Genomic DNA, 17,438 nt, shown 5'->3' with positions numbered 1-17,438 from the left:
CGTCCTACAAGGTGACTGCAACATATTGCGGCTCGGTAAACTCGAGTACGCCGTGCGAACCGCCCTCCCGGCCAAGTCCGCTCTGCTTCATTCCCCCGAAGGGTGCGGCAGGGTCCGAGACGAGTCCTCTGTTCAGCGCGACCATTCCGGCTTCGATCCGGCGCGAAACCTTCAGGCCCCGTCCGATGTCCTTGGTGAAGACATAGGCCGCCAGCCCGTATTCCGTGTCGTTGGCCTTGGCGATCACTTCATCCTCGGTGTCGAATCGCGTGATCGCTGCGACTGGCCCGAAGATCTCTTCATGCGTCATTTCGGCATCGGCCGGCACGCCGGTCAGCACTGTCGGCGGATAAAAGAACCCGATTCCTGCCGGCTTTGCGCCGCCGCACTGCACTTTCGCACCGCGACCGACCGCGTCCTTCACCAACGCGTCGATCTTGTTGGCGGCCTTTGCCGTGATCATGGGCCCGCATTCCGTGACGGGATCAGTTCCCGGACCAATGGCAAGTCCCTCCATTCGGTCGGTCAGGGCGGCAACGAATCTGTCGTAGATGCCGGACTGTACGTACAAACGGTTGGCAGCCGTGCAGGCTTCGCCCGCATTACGCATCTTGGCCACCATCGCGCCTTCGATCGCGATGTCGAGATCTGCGTCGTCGAACACGATCAGGGGCGCGTTGCCGCCGAGTTCCATGGAGCAGCTCAGGACGGTTTTGGACGCTTCGGCCAGAAGCGTTCGACCGACGCTTGTTGAGCCAGTAAAGGAGAGCTTTCGCACCCGACGATCGGCGAGCATCGCGGACACAACCGGCCCCGGCGACGACGTGGTGATGACGTTGACCACACCATCTGGGACGCCTGCCTCCTTGTAAAGCGCCGCCAATGCGTAGGCGGTCAGGGGCGTCTCGGTGGCGGGTTTGAGCACCACGGTGCACCCTGCGGCAAGCGCCGGCGCAATCTTGCGGGTCGCCATAGCGGCAGGAAAATTCCAAGGGGTGATCAGCACGCAGATGCCGATCGGATGATGTTCCACGATGATGCGATTGGCGCCTGCCGGCGCGAGGCCGAAGTCGCCCACGATGCGAACCGCTTCTTCTGCATTCCAGCGGAAAAACTCGGCGGCGTAGGCGACTTCACCGCGCGCGTCGCGAAGAGCCTTGCCGTTCTCCAGCGAGATGAGCTTCGCCAGCATCTCAGCACGCTCGGTTATCAACTCGAAACAACGTCGCAGGATTTCGGAGCGCTTCCTGGGTGCCGTCGCCGCCCAACCCGGGGCGGCTTTCGATGCGGCATCGACAGCAGCAGCCGCGTCTGTGAGGTCTGCGTTGGCGACATGCGCGACAACTGCCTCAGTCGAAGGATCGACCACAGGGATGGGGTGCGGGCCATGGCCTGCCAGCCATGCTCCACCGATGAAGAGCCCTCTTGAGCAGGCTTCGAGGTCCAGTCCGGCGATATCCGGAGCGCTGGGGCGGGTGGCGATGTTCATGGAATTTTCCCTTCGTCTTTTCAGCGTGCGGCCGACAGGTCGCCGTCATAGGCAGCGCGGACGAGCCTCTTCATCGCGGCGAGATCGATCGTGCGAGGATTGTTCTTGATCAGGCGCTCGATGCCGACCGCCTGTTCGGCGGTCCAGTCGAGCTTGTCTTCGGGGAGGCCGAGCTTGGCCAACGTCGGTGTAATACCGATCGCTTCGAATAGACGCGCAACCTCGGCGATTGCTGCGTCGGCTTTTTCTTCCGCCGCGTGGCCGCCTATCGCCAGGTTCAGCGCGTCGGCGATCTCCGCCATTTCCTGGAGGCATGCCTGGCGGTTGTACGTCATGACATAGGGAAGCATCGTGGCGACGCCCAAGCCGTGCGGCGTGTGGGTCAGCGCTCCGACAGGATATTGTATCGCGTGGGCCGCCGCCGTACCCGCGGTGCCGAATGCACAGCCAGCCGCGAGCGCTCCCATCATGACGTCGGCGCGAGCATCTTCGTCGGCACCGTCTCGATAAGCCCGTTCGAGACTTCTTCCGAGGAGCCTGATCGCCAGCAAGGCAAAGTGATCCGTGAGCACGCTCTTGCCGACGAAAACGTGTCTCTGTGCGAGCTCCGCGTCCGCGCTGCGACGTGCGGCGGTAAAAGCCTCGATGGCGTGGGTGAGCGCATCCGCGCCGGCGATCGCGGTTAGGGAAGGGGGACAGCTCATGGTCAGGTTCGGATCGCAGATCGCGGCCGCCGGAATCAGATGAGGGCTGGAAATGCCGACCTTGAGCGTGCGGCTGGAATCGGAGATGACCGCAACCGGAGTTGCTTCGGAACCGGTGCCTGCCGTGGTCGGCACGGCGATCACCGGCAGGATCGGACCTGGCACCTTGAACTCGCCGTAGTAGTCTCTCAGCGCGCCGCCGTGGGTCAATATCAGCGAAGCGCATTTTGCCATGTCCAGGCAGCTGCCGCCGCCGACGCCGATCACAACGTCAGGCGCGAAAGGCCGCGCTTCTTCTACACAGATCGCCACGCTTTCATAGGGGACATCGGGTGCGACGCGGTCGTGGACGTGAACCATGATGCCCGCGGCTTTCAGGGTGTTGGAGATCCTGGAAAATGCGGCCGTCGATGAGAACCGGGAATCCGTGCAGACCAACGCTCTCGAGCCGTGACGCGCGACAATGGCTCCGATCGCGTCCGACTGACCCTTGCCAAACACAATCTCCTTCGGTGGCCGCAACGCTGCAAAAAGGCCCATCAGAGTCCCTCAAAACGTAACAATTCTCTTCAACCCAATAGGAAATCATATAGGATATAGGATTGACTTGGGAGGACCATCGCGTTAGGCATGCGTCATGTCAAGGGGCGAACATGAACAGCCTGCTTTCAGCTGACCTTGTGGATGAGTCGGGGTCTCACACCGGCATGCGGGCGATCAATCGCCATCACGGTCTTGCCGAGGAGGCCTATGAGGCGATTTTCGCCCAGCTCATGGCTCTCAGGATTGCGCCTGGGTCGCGCATCACGGTCGATAACCTTGCCCGTGAACTCAACGTTTCGCAGACGCCTATTCGAGAGGCGCTCGGCCGGCTAGAAGGCGAGGGGCTGGTCATCAAGACGCATCTGATAGGCTACAGTGCGGCGCCGCAGATTACCCGCCGGCGCTTCGACGAGTTGTACGACCTGCGTCTGCTGCTCGAACCTGCCGCCGCGCAACGCGCCGCGCGAACGATGGATGAAGGCAGGCTTTCAGTCCTGAAAGAGGTGGCAGGCGTCATGTCTCGCCGGCAGGGTGGCGACGAGCGGGTTCGCTATTCCGCCTTCGCGCGCCAGGACTCCGTCTTTCACGACCGCATCCTCGAGTATGCAGGCAACGAGTTGATCCGCAAGACGCTTGCGAACCAGCACACGCACTTCCACATTTTCCGTCTTATGTTTCACTCTCGTGTCACGGAAGAGGCGCTCGACGAGCACGAAGCGTTGCTCGCCGCTTTCGCGGCAAGAGATGGCAGGGCGGCGAAGCGCGCCATGAACGATCATATCGAACGTTCGCGCGACCGGTTGCTGCCGGCTTTCGAATAGTTGAAGAAATGCGGAGCGTCAGGCTCTGCGCAAACGGAGGAATGGAAAATGGCTGGTAAGAAAATTCTGATGCTGACGGGCGAGTTTACGGAGGAGTACGAGATCTTCGTGTTCCAGCAGGGGATGGAGGCCGTCGGCCACACCGTGCACGTGGTGTGTCCGGACAAGAAGGCTGGGGAAAAGATCCAGACATCGCTGCACGACTTCGAAGGTCATCAAACCTATATCGAGCGCTACGGTCACCTTGCCGACATCAACAAGACATTCTCGGAAGTGAAGCTCGATGAATACGATGCTGTCTACTGCGCCGGCGGCCGCGGCCCGGAATACATCCGCACCGACAAACGGATCCAGGCGATGGTAAAGCACTTCCACGACACAAAGAAGCCGATCTTCACCATCTGCCACGGCGTGCAGATCCTCGTCGCGGTCGATGGCGTTGTGCGCGGCAAGAAGGTCGCCGCGCTCGGCGCCTGCGAGCCGGAGGTGCGGCTTGCTGGCGGCACCTATATCGACGTCAAGCCAACCGAAGCCTATGTCGACGGCACGATGGTTTCGGCCAAAGGCTGGACCGGCTTGGCCGCTTTCATGCGCGAATGCCTGAAGGTACTCGGCACGGAGATCAGGCACGGCGCAACAGTGGGTGGCGAGAAAGCAGCAGCCTAGGCGTCAGGCCAACGACAATCTCCAGGGGTCCTCCTGTCTGAGCGGGAGGGCCCCGTTACGTTCTGAGTGGCGACGAACGCTTATGACCAAGCGAAATCGGCGTTGCAGGAGCCATTGTTTCGGCGAGTGCCAAAGTGCCTTGCTTCAAAGCTGGCATTCGATTTCTCTCGTCGGGATGCAATGCTGATTAGGGACCCAACTTAGACCGACTGTGACGCTGTGCCTTTGACGCATATCAACGCGGTGGTCGAGGGTGTGTACCGGCAAGGTCGCCCCCCTTTGAGGGATTCATCATCATCCGACGGTGACGACCGACTGTTGGGATCTGTCCCGCTCAGGCTCGCGCCGACCCGATCGTCTCGGCTCTTGAGGGCACAATTGGATGTGCGATTGAGCAATCGGGGGAGCTAGTTGTTCACATGCGTGGCCAGAACGGTCACGATCAAGATGATGTAGAGCCTAGCGCGCGGCGAAGGCGCCGGATGATCGCCGCCCGACTCCGCTCGTCGGCCGCGGTGTTTACCTGATCGGTGACTTCGATGAGCAGCTTCGACAGGTCGTTGTGCCAGTCCAGCCGCGCGACCTTTTCGGGCTTCAGTCGGCGCGGTCTGTTGAGGTCGACCTGTCGTGCGCTCGAAAGCCCGAGCTCATAGGCGTCGTCGATGAGCGGCAGGACGATGCGGTCGGACGCAAAAGTGGAGGACAGCCGGTCGCGCAGGCCGGTAAGGCCCGCTTCCTCGCCGTGGGTAAGGAAGATGGCGCTGCGCACCGGCGAGCGGCTTGCCACCCAGGAAACGAGTTCGGCGGCGTCGGCGTGTCCCGAGTAGAGGTCGAACTGGACGATGCGCGCCTTGACATCGACCTCCTCGCCCTGGATGCGCACCCGCGAGGCGCCGTCGACGAGGATGCGCCCGAGCGACCCTTGCGCTTGGTAGCCGGCCATCATGATGGTGGCGTTGCGTCGCCAGAGATTGGCCTTGAGATGATGGCGGATTCGGCCGGCATCGCACATGCCGCTGGCCGCGATGACGATGTAGAAGCCCGAAAGCCGGTTGATCGCCTTGCTCTGTTCGGCGCTCTCGGTGAATCGGATGTCGCCCGAATTGAGCGCATCGAGCAGCACGCTGCCGCCTTCTATCTCGCCGGCATGGCGCTCAAAAATGGCGCTGGCGCGAGTTGCAAGCGGGGAATCGACGAAGACCGGACCCGGTGGGATCGAGCCGCTGCGGGTGAGCAGGAAGAGGTCGACCAGCAGTTCCTGGGTGCGCTCGACAGCGAAGGACGGGATGATGAGCGGCCCCTGGGAGGCTGCAGCACGGCTCACTTCCTCGCCCAGCATCGCACGGCGCTGGTCGCGCGAAACCTCCGGCCGATCGCGGTCCCCATACGTGGATTCGCAGATCAGGTAGTCGACGCCCATTGGTCCCTCCGGCTCGGTCTGCAGGAGCTTCTGCCCAGGCCCGATGTCGCCGGAAAACAGCAGACGAAGCGGCGCGTTCGTTTCGCCACGATCGATCTCGATCTCCACCGAGGCCGATCCCAGCAGATGCCCCGCATTCCAGTAGCGCGCGCGCACTCCCGTACCGGCGTTCGTCCAATTATCATATTGCACAGGGCGGAACTGCGTCATGCAGGCGGCAGCATCCGCGATCGTATAGATCGGGGACACCTGCGGGCGGCCCCGCTGCGCGTTGCGGCGGTTGAGGTTCTCGACCTCCATCTCCTGAATATGCGCCGAATCCGGTAGCATGACCGAGCAGAGGTCTATGGTGGGGAGTGTCGCGTAGATCGGACCTTCAAAGCCGAGTCTCACCAATTTGGGGAGCAGGCCGCTATGGTCGATATGGGCGTGGGTGAGGATGACCGCATCGATCGTCTTGGGGTCGAACGGGAAATCGCCGTAGTTCAGCTCCTTCTCGGATTTCGAACCCTGGAACAGGCCGCAGTCGACAAGGACCCGACAGTCGCCGGTCTCGATTTCGTAGCACGAGCCCGTAACGCCGTGGGCGGCGCCGTGAAAACGCAGAATCGGGTGCATGGTTTCCTTCCTCGGTGACCACGGAAACGGAGGGTCTTACCGTTCTTCCATTTGGACACATGCGGCTGCTGATGCGCAAGCGGAGGATGATCTTGAGGCACGACGGCCCGGTCGTTCTGCCGGGCATCATCGAACCGATGTGCAGCTTCCGCTGAAATCAGCGACGGGGACGGTCGCGATTTGTGTTACCAGCCTAGCTTCGAAGCGTCTTTCAGTTAATCGTAAGGCGCAGCGCCCATCGCTGGGATTGACCGGGTTGTTGAAGCTAAAGCGCGTCGGGATCGATACACACAACGAAAGCATCGCCTATGTCTATAGGCACTGCCAGGCATTCAGGCCTGATCAGCATCGGGCGCTGAAGAAGGTCAGTATCACTGGCGAAGATGGCCACGAAATTCTCGCCTCGCTCGCGATTGCCGACGACGAAGGCATCGTGGCGGATGACGAGCTAGGCCTCTCGGAGCAGGGATTTTCAAACCTCGGCCTTCCGGAAGGGTCCAGCGTCGCGATCGCCCCGGCAGTGCCGCCCCGGAGCCTCGAAAGCGTGCGTGCGAAGATCAGGGGCGCCACGCTTTCGTCGGAGGATATCCGCAACATCGTTGTCGACATCGCCCACCACCGATACAGCGAAATGGAGCTGGCGGCCTTCCTGATCGGCTCGGCGAGCTTCCTGACGACGGACGAACTCCTGGCGCTTACCGAAGCGATGATTGCGGTCGGCAGCAGGCTTGAATGGCGACAGCCGATCGTCGTGGACAAGCATTGCATCGGCGGCATCCCTGGAAATCGCACCTCGATGGTGATCGTTCCAATCGTGTCAGCCCACGGCTTGACCATTCCCAAGACATCGTCCCGGTCGATCACATCGCCGGCTGGGACAGCGGACACGATGGAAGTGCTGGCACGTGTGGACTTGTCCGTCGAGGAAATGCGGCATGTCGTGAACGAGTGTGGTGGCTGCATAGTCTGGGGCGGCAACGTCAACCTCTCGCCTGCCGATGACATCATCATCTCGGTGCAGCGCCCTCTCGGCATCGACACGCGCGAGCAGATGGTGGCCTCCATCCTGTCGAAAAAAGTGGCGGCAGGATCGACGCATCTCGTCGTCGACATCCCGGTCGGACCAACCGCCAAGGTACGCGGATCGGAAGACGCGGTACGGTTGCGCAAGCTGTTTGAATTCGTCGGCGACAAGCTGGGGCTGCACATCGATGTCGCTGTGACCGAGGCAGACCAGCCGATCGGACGAGGCATCGGACCCGTGCTCGAGGCGCGCGACGTGATGGCTGTGCTGCGCTGCGAGCTCGGGGCCCCTTCGGACCTGCGCGAGAAGTCGCTCCAGCTTGCGGCGCGTATCATCGAGCTCGATCCGGCCTGTCGGGGTGGAACCGGCTATGCGCGTGCGAGAGAGTTGCTGGATACGGGAGCGGCGTTGCGCGCAATGGAAAGGATCATGGCGCTGCAAGGCCCCCCGCCGATGGACTTCCGCCTTGGCGATCTGACGCAGGATATCCTGACGCCCGCCAGTGGCAGGGTGAGAAACATGGATTGCTATCGGCTGGCCCGGATTGCACGGCTGGCGGGAGCCCCTCTTGATCGGGGTGCCGGAATCGACCTTCTTCGCAAGACTGGCGATTTCGTCGAAAAGGGGGAAGCGGTCTACCGGATACACGCCGCCCGCACGGGCGATCTCGATCTGGCGACCGAGGCGGCCGAGCGCAATCCTGGATTTGGGGTGGACGCGACCAATGGTCCTTAGCCATCCCCGAATGATGGTCGCTTCAGTCCATTCCTTTGGCGATCACGAGGAACCGGCGCGGCGGCTTGCAACAGCACTGGATTCGCCATGGCGCCCGATAAACGTACGACGGTTCCCGGATGAGGAAAGCTTGGTGCGGATCGTGCCCCAGAAAGGTACGGCTGTCGTCTACTGTCCACTCGATCACCCGAATGGAAGGCTGGTCGATCTGCTGCTGGCAGCCTCAGCATTGCGCGACGCCGGCGCCCAGCCGGTCGTGCTTGTAGCACCGTATCTGTGCTATATGCGCCAGGACATCGCTTTTCGTCCGGGAGAGGCCGTCAGTCAGAAGGTGGTGGCACGGCTGCTGTCCGGCGCCTTCGATCGCATCGTGACAGTCGATCCGCATTTGCATCGTACCCATGACCTGAATGACGTCTTCAGCATTCCTGTCATGCAACTGAGCGCCGCGCCGCTTCTTGGCGCCGCCATCGCCAGCGACAATCCAGGTGAAGAGCCAGTTCTTGTCGGCCCCGACGAGGAATCGCGTCCTTGGGTTGAAGCGGCAGCAAGAATAACGGCCTGCTCGTCACTCGTAGGCCGGAAGGTCCGCAGAGCAGACCGCGCCGTAGAGATCGAAATCGAGCGCCTCGACATTGTGAGAGGAAGGACGGTCGTGCTCATAGACGACATGGTGTCGACCGGCTCGACCATTCGCAAAGCTACCCGTCTTCTGCTCGATGCAGGAGCGACCCGCGCCGACCTCTATGTCACGCACATGCTCAGTTCCATAGAGGACACAGCGGCGCTGTATGACGCAGGCACGACCCGGATCGTTTCAACCGACAGCGTGCGCCATCCGACGAATGTCGTGCAACTTGCGCCGCTTCTGGCAGGCGCGCTTAGTGGCTGACTTGCATCGAGCGAGTGTCTCATCTCGATGCCGAGCCGGAAAGATACACAGATTCCAGTTTCGCTGAAACACGGCACGGCGCGTCGCCCGAAACGTTTGCCGAGGCGGGGCGGCCGATCGCTGTCACTGGACGCAACGCTGGGGGCCTTCCTCTACGCACGTGTTGAGATCGGACATTCCGGTTCCGGCCCAAAGCTGCCTGTCGGCCGTGCACCTCATGTCGGCATTCGGGACAGGCCTGACAACAAGAGCCATCAGGTCCCGATTCGTCAGTCGCCCAGCCTTATCTATCCACGAACGCTACTCAAATGAAGTCCGCCGATCAACGGTGTGGAGGTTGACCGATACTTCACGCAGAATGATCGCCGCCTGCTCGCAAGGAATCTTGCATCGCCTTTCGAAGGGCGGTGACGACCCCGTGACGACCCGGCAATTTTCGGAGGGACGTCCTCGTAAAGGGTTGTTACGAATTTCCAACCAAATCAGTCGTTTAGATGGCGCGCCCGAAGAGATTCGAACTCCTGACCCCCAGATTCGTAGTCTGGTGCTCTATCCAGCTGAGCTACGGGCGCGCACCGGGCAGACAAGCCCACGGGCCGGTACTCGTCCGGCCGCGACGTGAGCTGCTACCTAGCGACGACGCGCGCGAAAAGCAAGCCGCATTGCGGCAAAACTTTTGCCGCGTGATCGGAAGGGGGTGTCGGAGCGCTGGCACCGGTTGTCCGGCTTTTCACGCCGGACACCCGCATCACGCTGGGCGCCGCAGCCCGCTGCGCGCCTCGTCGAGGCGCACCGGCTGGTCCGGGATCGTTACCGAAAAGACGGTGCGCCCGCCCAGGCTTTCGACCAGCTCCAGCGAGCCGCCATGCGCACGCACGAGTTCGTGCGCGATGGCCAGCCCAAGTCCCGTGCCGCCGCTGCGTGCCGAGCCGCGGAACGCCGCGAAAAGGTTCTCGCGTGCCTTCCGGGGCAGGCCGGGACCGGTATCGGTCACCAGAATGCGGCTGACGCTGCCGATGCGCTCGGCCGAGATCGTCAGCCGCCGCACCACGGCGGCGCCATTGTCGGAAGTCATCGCCTGGATGGCGTTGCGTGACAGGTTGGTGAGCACGCGAAACAGTTGCTCGGAATCGGCATCGATCTCGAAACCGGCATCGACGGCATTGATGAAGTCGATGCCGCCGCTCGCATCCAGGCCGAGCAGATCCTGCACTTCGTCGACCAGCCGCCGGAGCCTCAGGCGCCGGCGTGAGGGCGGCGCCTCCTGCGTGCGGCCGTAGGCGAGCACGCCTTCGGAGTAGGAGACCGCGCGGTCGAGCGCGTGCAGGAGCTTGGGCGCGAATGCCTGGACCGAAGGATCGCGCACGCCGCGCAGACGATCGCTCAAGAGCTGCGCGGAGGCCAGGATGTTGCGCATGTCGTGATTGATCTTGGAGACCGCCAGCCCGAGATCGGCGAGATGCTTCTGCTCGCCGATGGTCCGCTGCAGACGCTGCTGCATGTCCGCAAGTTCGCGCTCGGCGACGCCGATCTCGTCGGAGCGGTCCTCGGGCGCGATGATCCGCCCTGGATCGTCGGGCGCCCGCGCGAAGGCGAGCATCGAACTCGTCATCGCCCGGATCGGCCGGATCATGATGCGGTCGATCGCGGCATAGACCAGCGTTGCGGTAAAGAGCGAGATCACGAGCGACAGCAGCGCCACGTTTCCGGAATAGACGAACATCGCTTCGCGCAGCCTCTTGTCGGGAATGACCAGTTCGAACTCGGTAGCGCTTTCGCCGACCTTGCCGAAAACCCTCAGCATCCGTTTGCCGCCGAAAAACAGCGTGTCGAGCGCCCCCGACATGGCGGCGACCGGCCCGGTACGGGCGAGATCGATATGCTCGTCCACCTCGGGCGGCATCTCCGCGATAACCAGAAGCCGCGATACGCCGCCGTCGCGCACCGCGATCGCGTTGGCGCCGATCGCCATCAGCACATCGTCCTGCAGTGTCCTCGGCAGGCTTGCGGAATCCTGCTGCACCAGCACGACCGACACGGCTGCGGCTGTTCCGAGCCGTTCTTCCAGCCAGCGCAGCTTGAAATTGGCGATCGAGGGCAGGAAGATGAGCACTTCCGCGATCATGACGAAGAGCACGGTGAGCACGAGAAGCTTCGTCGACAGGCCGCGCGCCAGCGGCACGGTCCTTGCCGGTTCGGGACCTGTTGACGTTGCTTCGGAAACTCTCTCGCCCATCCAGATGTCCTCGACCGGGCGTTCGTCCGCCTCAGCCGAAAAGTTGCAGCAGGCGCACCATGCCGCGCACCAGCGGCCTGCGTGCCCTTTTAGCAAAATAGGTGATTGCGGCGTTTTTGCCAATTTCGCCCATTGTCGGGTGGGGCGGTATGGAAGAAGCCATGTCTTTGAGCGACAGACCCTTCGACAGGGCGAGCGCCCAGATGCCGATCAGTTCGGAGGCGTTTGCACCCGCGATCGTCACCCCGAGAATTTCGCCCCTTCTCGAGGCGACAAGCTTGATATGGCCTTCCTGGCGGCGCTCGGCGCGGGCCCGGTCGTTTTCGGCATAGGGCCAGCGCAGGATGGTGAGCCGCCCGTGCCGCCTGCGGGCCTGTGCCTCGGTCAGCCCGGCACGGGCCAGTTCGGGATCGGTATGGATGGTGCGCGGCACGATCGCGCGGTCCTTGGCCGGCAGGCGGAAGAGCAGCGCCTTGAGCACGAGGGCGGCCTGGTATGTTTCCATTTGTGTGGATGGTGACGCGCCGGCGACGTCTCCGATGGCGTAGATTCTGCGGTTGGTCGTGCGCAACATGGCGCTGACGTCGACGGCATCGCCCTTGAGCGCGACGCGCGCCTTCTTGAGGTCGAGCGTCCCGATGTCTGGCGCCCGCCCGACAGCCACGAGCAGGTGGCTGCCATCGACCTCGCCGGCGCCGGTCCCGGTCTCGATGAGGACCCTGACGCTGGTCTTGCCGCGCCGCTCGACCCCGGTGACCTTGACGCCCTCGCGGATGGTCACGCCTTCCGCGCGCAGCCTGCGGGCGACGACCGAAGCCATTTCGGGATCCTCGTCGGCGAGCACCGTTGAGGCCTCGATTACGGTAACCTGCGACCCGAGACGCCGAAATGCTTGCGCCAGTTCCAGTCCGCTCGCCTCGCCGCCGATGATCACGAGGTGCCCGGGCCGCCGGCCAAGCTCGAATACAGTGTCGGCGGTCAGGCAGCCGATCTCGTTCAGCCCGGGAATGGCAGGCTCGACCGGCGTCGAGCCGGTTGCAAGCACAAATCGCCGCGCGCGGATCTCGGTGTCGCCGGCGGCCAGCCTTCGTCGGCCTGTGAAGCGGGCCTGGGCGTTGATCACTGTGACCCCGAGCGTAGCCAGCCGCTCCGGGGAAAACGCAGGTGCGGCGTCGGCCGCGACCTCTCGGGCACGGGCCATCACCGCCTTGAAATCGATCTCCGGTTCGACTTCGGCAATGCCGAACTCTCGGTCGCCGCGCACCGCCTGCGCCTGCTTTGCCGCGGCGATCAATGCCGAGACGGCGAGGGCGCGCCGGTTGGGGTTTTGGTCGCCGGTCGCACCGTTATCGACCAGGACGACCTTGACGCCATACGCGGCGGCCCCGGTCGCCAGCGCGATGCCGCCGGGGCCGGCCCCGATGACGCATATGTCGGGAGTAAGTGCCTTTGCCATGAATTTCCCCGCAACCCGACGTCTTCGCGGCAGGCTGCGAAGGTCAGGACGCTTGCTGCCTCCGGACCTTCCTTACAATCGCGGCAAGCGCCGCGACAAGCGTCAGCGCAAGAAAGGCGACGGTTATCTCGGGCGTGATCAAATCCGACATGCCGATATCCTCGCCGGCGGCTTGCGCGGCAACGAGGACGCTGTCGACACCCCGTCCGAGCCATGCATAGGCAAGGGCGCCGGGAAGCGCGCCTATCACGGTGGCTGCGAGGAAGGGCTTGAGCCGCACGTTGAAGAGGGCTGGGGCGACGCTGACCATGAAGAAAGGGATGAATGGCGCAAGTCGCAACACCAATATGTAAGAAAATGCGCCCCTCTCGAAGTCCTCGGCGAGCCTTGCAGCCATGCCCCCGGTACGGTTCCTGAAGAATCCGGCAAGCGCCGTGCGAGCGGCGAGAAACAGGGCGGCGCCACCGATCGTGGCGGCGACTATTGCGTAGAGTGCGCCGGCGAGCCAGCCGAACAGGAAGCCGCTGATGACGGTAAGCACCGCGCCCGCCGGAAGGGAGAAGGCTATTGCGAGCGCGTAGAGGGCGATGTACCCGACGGGCGCCATGACGGGGTTGTCGGCGGCCATCTCCTGCAGCGTTTCCCTGCTCTCGCCGAGGGTATTCAGCGACAGGCGTTCATGCCAACCCAGTGCATAGACCAGGATCAGCCCGGCGAGTATGACCCCGATCGGCGCGAAACGGAGATAGCTCTTGCTTGCGAAGGGGTTGGCCGGCCCGCCGGCGGCCGGCTGCCTAGCCAGTTTGCGGTTCGGGTCCATATGGGCTTCATATAGGAAGCTATTCCGGATGCCTACCCGCGTGATGCCCGAGGCCGGGTAATGATGATCCGCGCCTGCCCGGATTGGCAAAAACGCGTCCGGTTGACTCCGCGCCGCCTTGTTTTTATAAGCCCCGCGCACGCTCGGGTCTTCAGTCCGGCGCGATTTCGATTGCGCTAAGATCGCCCAGCCAAGCTCCTGTTGCATCGGTGACAGAATCAAGAAGGGCCGCACGCCGCGGTATTAAAACAAATGAAGCGTACCTATCAGCCGTCGAAACTCGTCCGCAAGCGCCGGCATGGCTTCCGTGCCCGGATGGCCACCAAGGGCGGCCGCGATGTCGTAGCAGCCCGCCGCAATCGCGGTCGCAAGCGGCTTTCCGCCTGAGCGAAAACGCTCCGTTGCCGGAGACCGGCAAGCCCCGGCAGCCCGCTACCCCAGTGCGGCTGCGTAAGCGGAAGGAATTTTTGGCCGTCCGGCGCGGTGAGAAGCGCCGCGGGCGGTTTTTCCTTCTGGAAGTGCTCGACCGCGGTAACCAGGACGCACCCCGCGTCGGCTTTACCGTCACCAAGAAGGTTGGCAATGCGGTGGTGCGCAACCGCATCCGCAGGCGGCTGAGGGAAGCCGTCCGCGTTCATGCCGCACGTGACATGCAGCCCGGCAACGACTATGTGATCGTCGGGCGCGAGGAATTGCTGGCCGCGCCGTTTGCCGAGATCAAGACCGAACTGTCGCGGCGATTGCGCAAGGCGCTATAGGATCCCAAGGGCCTACGATGGAAACCAACCGCAATTTCTTCATCACCATCGCGCTTTCGGTGCTGATCCTGACGCTCTGGCAGGTCTTCTACATGAATCCGAAGATCGAGACGGAACGCGAGGCCGCCCGCATCCAGCAGGAGAGGGTCGCCGCCGAGCAGAAGACGGCGACGCCGCAAAATCCGGGAGCGGCGGTCGATGCGCCGGCGCCGCCGGCCGGTGCGGTTCCCGGGGCAGAGGTGCCGGGAGCGCCCGGTGGAGCGCCGAGCGCCGAAAGCCGCGAAGCGGCGATCGCCGCCAGCTCCCGCGTCAAGATCGACACGCCGAGCCTTTCGGGCTCGATCAACCTGACCGGCGCACGCTTCGACGATGTCAGGCTGAAGCGCTATCGCGAGACGGTCGACGACAATTCTCCCATGATCGAGCTTTTCAGCCCGTCCAATCTGCCGAACGGCTATTTCGCCGAGGTCGGCTTTGTCGGCGGCGCTGAGGCCGGAACGGTGCCGGGCGCCGAGACCGTGTGGACGGTCGAAGGCAACCAGACGCTGACGCCAACCACCCCCGTCGTGCTGACCTTCACTAACGACAAGGGCCTGACCTTCAGGCGGACCATCGCAGTCGATTCCGACTACATGTTCACCGTGTCCGATTCAGTGATGAATGCCGGCGGCGCGCCGGTCACGCTCCACAATTACGGTCGCGTCATGCGCTTCGGCAAGCCGGCGACCGCGTCGATCTACGTGCTTCACGAAGGCCTGATCGGCGTTACCGGCGAGGAGGGCCTGCAGGAGATCGACTATTCCGATGTCGAGGAATCCAAGCAGATCAAGCCGGGCAAGTCGACCGACGGCTGGCTCGGCATCACCGACAAATACTGGGCGGTCGCCATGGTGCCGTCGGGCGCGCAGCCGTTCCAGCCGGGCTATGCCTATTTCGATGACAACGGCCGGCCGCGCTACCGCGCTGACTTCGTCACCGACGCCATCACGGTGGCGCCCGGTGCGTCGGCGACTGTCGAAACCCGCGTCTTCGCCGGCGCCAAGGAAGTCGGCAAGATCCAGGCCTACGAGACCAACCAGAAGATCCGCCAGTTCGACCTGCTGATCGATTGGGGCTGGTTCTATTTCATCACCAAGCCGATGTTCTACCTCATCGACTGGCTCTACAAGGCGCTCGGCAATTTCGGGCTGGCGATCCTCGCCACCACGGTCATCGTCAAGGCCATCTTCTTCCCGCTCGCCAACAAGTCCTACAAGTCGATGGCGAACATGAAGATGGTGCAGCCGAAGATGCTGGAGATCCGCGAGAAATACGCGGACGACAAGATGAAGCAGCAGCAGGCGATGATGGAGCTCTACAAGACCGAGAAGATCAATCCGCTCGCCGGCTGCTGGCCGGTGCTGATCCAGATTCCGGTCTTCTTCGCGCTCTACAAGGTGCTTTACGTGACCATCGAGATGCGGCATGCGCCGTTCTTTGGCTGGATTCAGGACCTTGCCGCGCCCGATCCGACCTCGGTCTTCAACCTGTTCGGCCTGCTGCCCTTCGCCGTTCCAGCCTTCCTGATGATCGGCGTCTGGCCGTTGATCATGGGCGTCACCATGTTCCTGCAGATGCGCATGAACCCGACGCCGCCCGATCCCACGCAACAGATGATCTTCACCTGGATGCCGGTGATCTTCACCTTCATGCTGGCGTCCTTCCCGGCCGGTCTCGTTATCTACTGGGCCTGGAACAACACGCTGTCGATCATCCAGCAGGGCGTGATCATGAAGCGCCAGGGCGCCAAGATCGAGCTGTGGGACAATCTTATCGCCATGTTCAAGAAGAAACCTTCGCCGGCCGAATAGCCGGCGAGGGCCGGGCATTTCGGCTGTCGCTGATTCGGGCCAAATGCCCTCCGGCAGAGTGATCCGGATTTGCCAGAAATTGCTCTATGCCGGGATGGTGCCGCCGAGTTCGTCCTCGACATGCGCGCGGATGATCTCGTCGAACGACTTTTCAGCCTCGAATCCGAGCGCTGTCGCCCGGCTCGCATCGAAATTCCGCGGCCAGCCGTCGACCATTTTGGCAATCGTTTCGTCCGGCTCATGGCGGATCAGCTTCACCGCCTTGTCGCCGGCGACGCGCCGCAGCGCCTCGATCTCCTCGCCGACGGTGGCGCTCAGCCCGGGCATGCTCAGCGAACGCCGGCTGCCAAGTACCGATGTATCGAGCGCCGCGGCATGCATCAGGAAGCGCACCGCCGCGCGGGGGCTGGCGAACCAGTGCCTGACGCTCTCCTTCACCGGCAGCACGGCCTCCAGGCCTGCCAGCGGTTCGCGCAGGATGTTGGAAAAGAAGCCCGACGCGGCCTTGTTGGGCTTGCCCGGCCGGATCACGATGGTCGGCAGCCTTATGCCGACGCCGTCCAGGAAGCCGCGCCGCGAATAGTCCGCGAGCAGCAATTCCCCGATTGCTTTCTGTGTGCCGTAGCTGGTCAGCGGCGTGTGGTGATGCGTGTCGCCGATGATATCCGGCAGCGGCTCGCCGAAGACGGCGATCGATGAAGTGAAGACCAGTTTCGGCTTGTAAGGCGATTTCTTTCCCTCCAGCCGGATCGCCTCGAGCAGCGCGCGGGTGCCGTCGAGGTTGACCCGGTAGCCCTTCTCGAAGTCGGCCTCGGCTTCTCCCGAAACGATGGCCGCGAGGTGGAAGATCAGGTCCGGCCGTTCGGCGGCCAGCCTGGCCGCCACGCCATCGTCGGAGAGGTCGGCGGCAATGGTCCGAGCCTTTCCGGCAAAGCGCGCGGGCGCCGTCGGCTCGACGATGTCGACCAGCGTCAGCCTTTCCACCAGCTTGCCGTTGATCTCGCCCTTGGCGACGAGCGCCTCTACCAGCTTGCGCCCAACCATTCCGGCGGCGCCGATGACAAGTACGTGCATGTTTGCTCGATCGCGTTGGTGTCAGTCTGATTTGGTGGGGTCGGAAACTTCGGTTTGCGGGCGGTCGTCGCCTTGCGAAACCTCGCCATGCCACTTGCCCGTGGTATCTTCGTACTCGATTCCCTCGGTTCTGCCAGCCACCTGCTGCTCGGCGGCCGCGATCTTCGCGGCGGTGAGTGCATCGGCATGCGAAGGAAACGTCTCCGAATAGGTGCCGCCGAGCTTGTAGGCCCAGCCTCCGTCATGCTCCACGATCTCGTAGGTGAGCTTGTTCATCGTATTCTCCGCTCTCGTTCGGCCTACCACCGAGGCCCTGATATGGAGCGTTTCCG

At 63.1% G+C, this 17,438-nt stretch carries 15 protein-coding genes and 1 tRNA gene; 7 read left to right on the top strand and 9 right to left on the bottom strand.

Features of this window, described 5'->3' with window-relative positions:
• Positions 1 to 4 precede the first annotated feature (4 nt).
• On the bottom strand, positions 5 to 1,489 hold the full coding sequence (locus ABLE71_RS03575; RefSeq protein WP_348781977.1) for an NAD-dependent succinate-semialdehyde dehydrogenase: 1,485 nt from the start codon (positions 1,487 to 1,489) through the stop codon (positions 5 to 7).
• Positions 1,490 to 1,509: 20 nt separating this feature from the next.
• A complete protein-coding gene (locus ABLE71_RS03570; protein ID WP_348781976.1) occupies positions 1,510 to 2,733 on the bottom strand; it encodes an iron-containing alcohol dehydrogenase in 1,224 nt (407 codons plus the stop codon).
• A gap of 167 nt (positions 2,734 to 2,900) precedes the next feature.
• Here ABLE71_RS03570 and ABLE71_RS03565 point away from each other — a divergent pair, with 167 nt between their 5' ends.
• Both ABLE71_RS03565 and ABLE71_RS03560 read left to right on the top strand, forming a co-directional pair.
• Positions 2,901 to 3,557 carry a GntR family transcriptional regulator gene (locus ABLE71_RS03565; RefSeq protein ID WP_348783655.1) on the top strand — a complete coding sequence of 219 codons (657 nt, stop codon included), beginning with the start codon at positions 2,901 to 2,903 and terminating at the stop codon, positions 3,555 to 3,557.
• Positions 3,558 to 3,605: 48 nt separating this feature from the next.
• Positions 3,606 to 4,223: a DJ-1/PfpI family protein gene (locus tag ABLE71_RS03560; RefSeq protein WP_348781975.1), complete on the top strand. Its 618-nt coding sequence runs from the start codon at positions 3,606 to 3,608 to the stop codon at positions 4,221 to 4,223.
• A gap of 442 nt (positions 4,224 to 4,665) precedes the next feature.
• On the opposite strand, the gene ABLE71_RS03555 is transcribed toward ABLE71_RS03560, so the two are convergent.
• Positions 4,666 to 6,261 (bottom strand): MBL fold metallo-hydrolase, encoded by a 1,596-nt coding sequence (locus ABLE71_RS03555; RefSeq protein WP_348781974.1) that lies wholly within the window; start codon positions 6,259 to 6,261, stop codon positions 4,666 to 4,668.
• On the opposite strand from ABLE71_RS03555, the gene ABLE71_RS03550 reads away from it, so the two are divergent.
• Both ABLE71_RS03550 and ABLE71_RS03545 read left to right on the top strand, forming a co-directional pair.
• Positions 6,260 to 8,020, top strand: a complete 1,761-nt coding sequence (locus tag ABLE71_RS03550) for a thymidine phosphorylase family protein (RefSeq protein WP_348781973.1) — start codon at positions 6,260 to 6,262, stop codon at positions 8,018 to 8,020. The genes ABLE71_RS03555 and ABLE71_RS03550 overlap by 2 nt on opposite strands.
• Positions 8,010 to 8,912 carry a ribose-phosphate diphosphokinase gene (locus tag ABLE71_RS03545; RefSeq protein WP_348781972.1) on the top strand — a complete coding sequence of 301 codons (903 nt, stop codon included), beginning with the start codon at positions 8,010 to 8,012 and terminating at the stop codon, positions 8,910 to 8,912. The genes ABLE71_RS03550 and ABLE71_RS03545 overlap by 11 nt, the downstream gene beginning before the upstream one ends.
• Before the next feature lie 495 nt (positions 8,913 to 9,407).
• Here the strand turns inward: ABLE71_RS03545 and ABLE71_RS03540 are convergent.
• The 4 genes from ABLE71_RS03540 to ABLE71_RS03525 form a co-directional block, all read right to left on the bottom strand.
• Positions 9,408 to 9,484, bottom strand: a tRNA-Arg gene (locus ABLE71_RS03540).
• Between the two features lie 176 nt (positions 9,485 to 9,660).
• Positions 9,661 to 11,148: a HAMP domain-containing sensor histidine kinase gene (locus tag ABLE71_RS03535; RefSeq protein WP_348781971.1), complete on the bottom strand. Its 1,488-nt coding sequence runs from the start codon at positions 11,146 to 11,148 to the stop codon at positions 9,661 to 9,663.
• Positions 11,149 to 11,179: 31 nt separating this feature from the next.
• Positions 11,180 to 12,604 carry an FAD-dependent oxidoreductase gene (locus ABLE71_RS03530; protein WP_348781970.1) on the bottom strand — a complete coding sequence of 475 codons (1,425 nt, stop codon included), beginning with the start codon at positions 12,602 to 12,604 and terminating at the stop codon, positions 11,180 to 11,182.
• Between the two features lie 43 nt (positions 12,605 to 12,647).
• On the bottom strand, positions 12,648 to 13,424 hold the full coding sequence (locus ABLE71_RS03525; protein ID WP_348781969.1) for a TVP38/TMEM64 family protein: 777 nt from the start codon (positions 13,422 to 13,424) through the stop codon (positions 12,648 to 12,650).
• 252 nt (positions 13,425 to 13,676) lie between these two features.
• Here ABLE71_RS03525 and rpmH point away from each other — a divergent pair, with 252 nt between their 5' ends.
• The 3 genes from rpmH to yidC are packed head-to-tail and all read left to right on the top strand — an operon-like array spanning position 13,677 to position 16,032.
• Complete coding sequence (gene rpmH, locus ABLE71_RS03520) at positions 13,677 to 13,811, top strand: 50S ribosomal protein L34 (RefSeq protein WP_287093473.1); 135 nt, start codon at positions 13,677 to 13,679, stop codon at positions 13,809 to 13,811.
• 14 nt (positions 13,812 to 13,825) lie between these two features.
• On the top strand, positions 13,826 to 14,182 hold the full coding sequence (gene rnpA, locus ABLE71_RS03515) for a ribonuclease P protein component (RefSeq protein WP_348781968.1): 357 nt from the start codon (positions 13,826 to 13,828) through the stop codon (positions 14,180 to 14,182).
• Between the two features lie 17 nt (positions 14,183 to 14,199).
• Positions 14,200 to 16,032 (top strand): membrane protein insertase YidC, encoded by a 1,833-nt coding sequence (gene yidC / locus ABLE71_RS03510; protein WP_348781967.1) that lies wholly within the window; start codon positions 14,200 to 14,202, stop codon positions 16,030 to 16,032.
• 84 nt (positions 16,033 to 16,116) lie between these two features.
• Here the strand turns inward: yidC and denD are convergent, their stop codons facing one another.
• Together denD and ABLE71_RS03500 are read right to left on the bottom strand one after the other, a co-directional pair.
• Positions 16,117 to 17,106, bottom strand: a complete 990-nt coding sequence (gene denD, locus ABLE71_RS03505) for a D-erythronate dehydrogenase (protein ID WP_348781966.1) — start codon at positions 17,104 to 17,106, stop codon at positions 16,117 to 16,119.
• Positions 17,107 to 17,127: 21 nt separating this feature from the next.
• Complete coding sequence (locus tag ABLE71_RS03500; protein ID WP_348781965.1) at positions 17,128 to 17,382, bottom strand: DUF2188 domain-containing protein; 255 nt, start codon at positions 17,380 to 17,382, stop codon at positions 17,128 to 17,130.
• Positions 17,383 to 17,438 lie beyond the last annotated feature (56 nt).

Source organism: Mesorhizobium sp. KR9-304 (genome assembly GCF_040049215.1).
Lineage (GTDB): Bacteria > Pseudomonadota > Alphaproteobacteria > Rhizobiales > Rhizobiaceae > Mesorhizobium_K.
The sequence above is the reverse complement of the archived record's forward strand: the minus strand, read 5'-3'. Positions and strand labels throughout refer to the sequence as shown.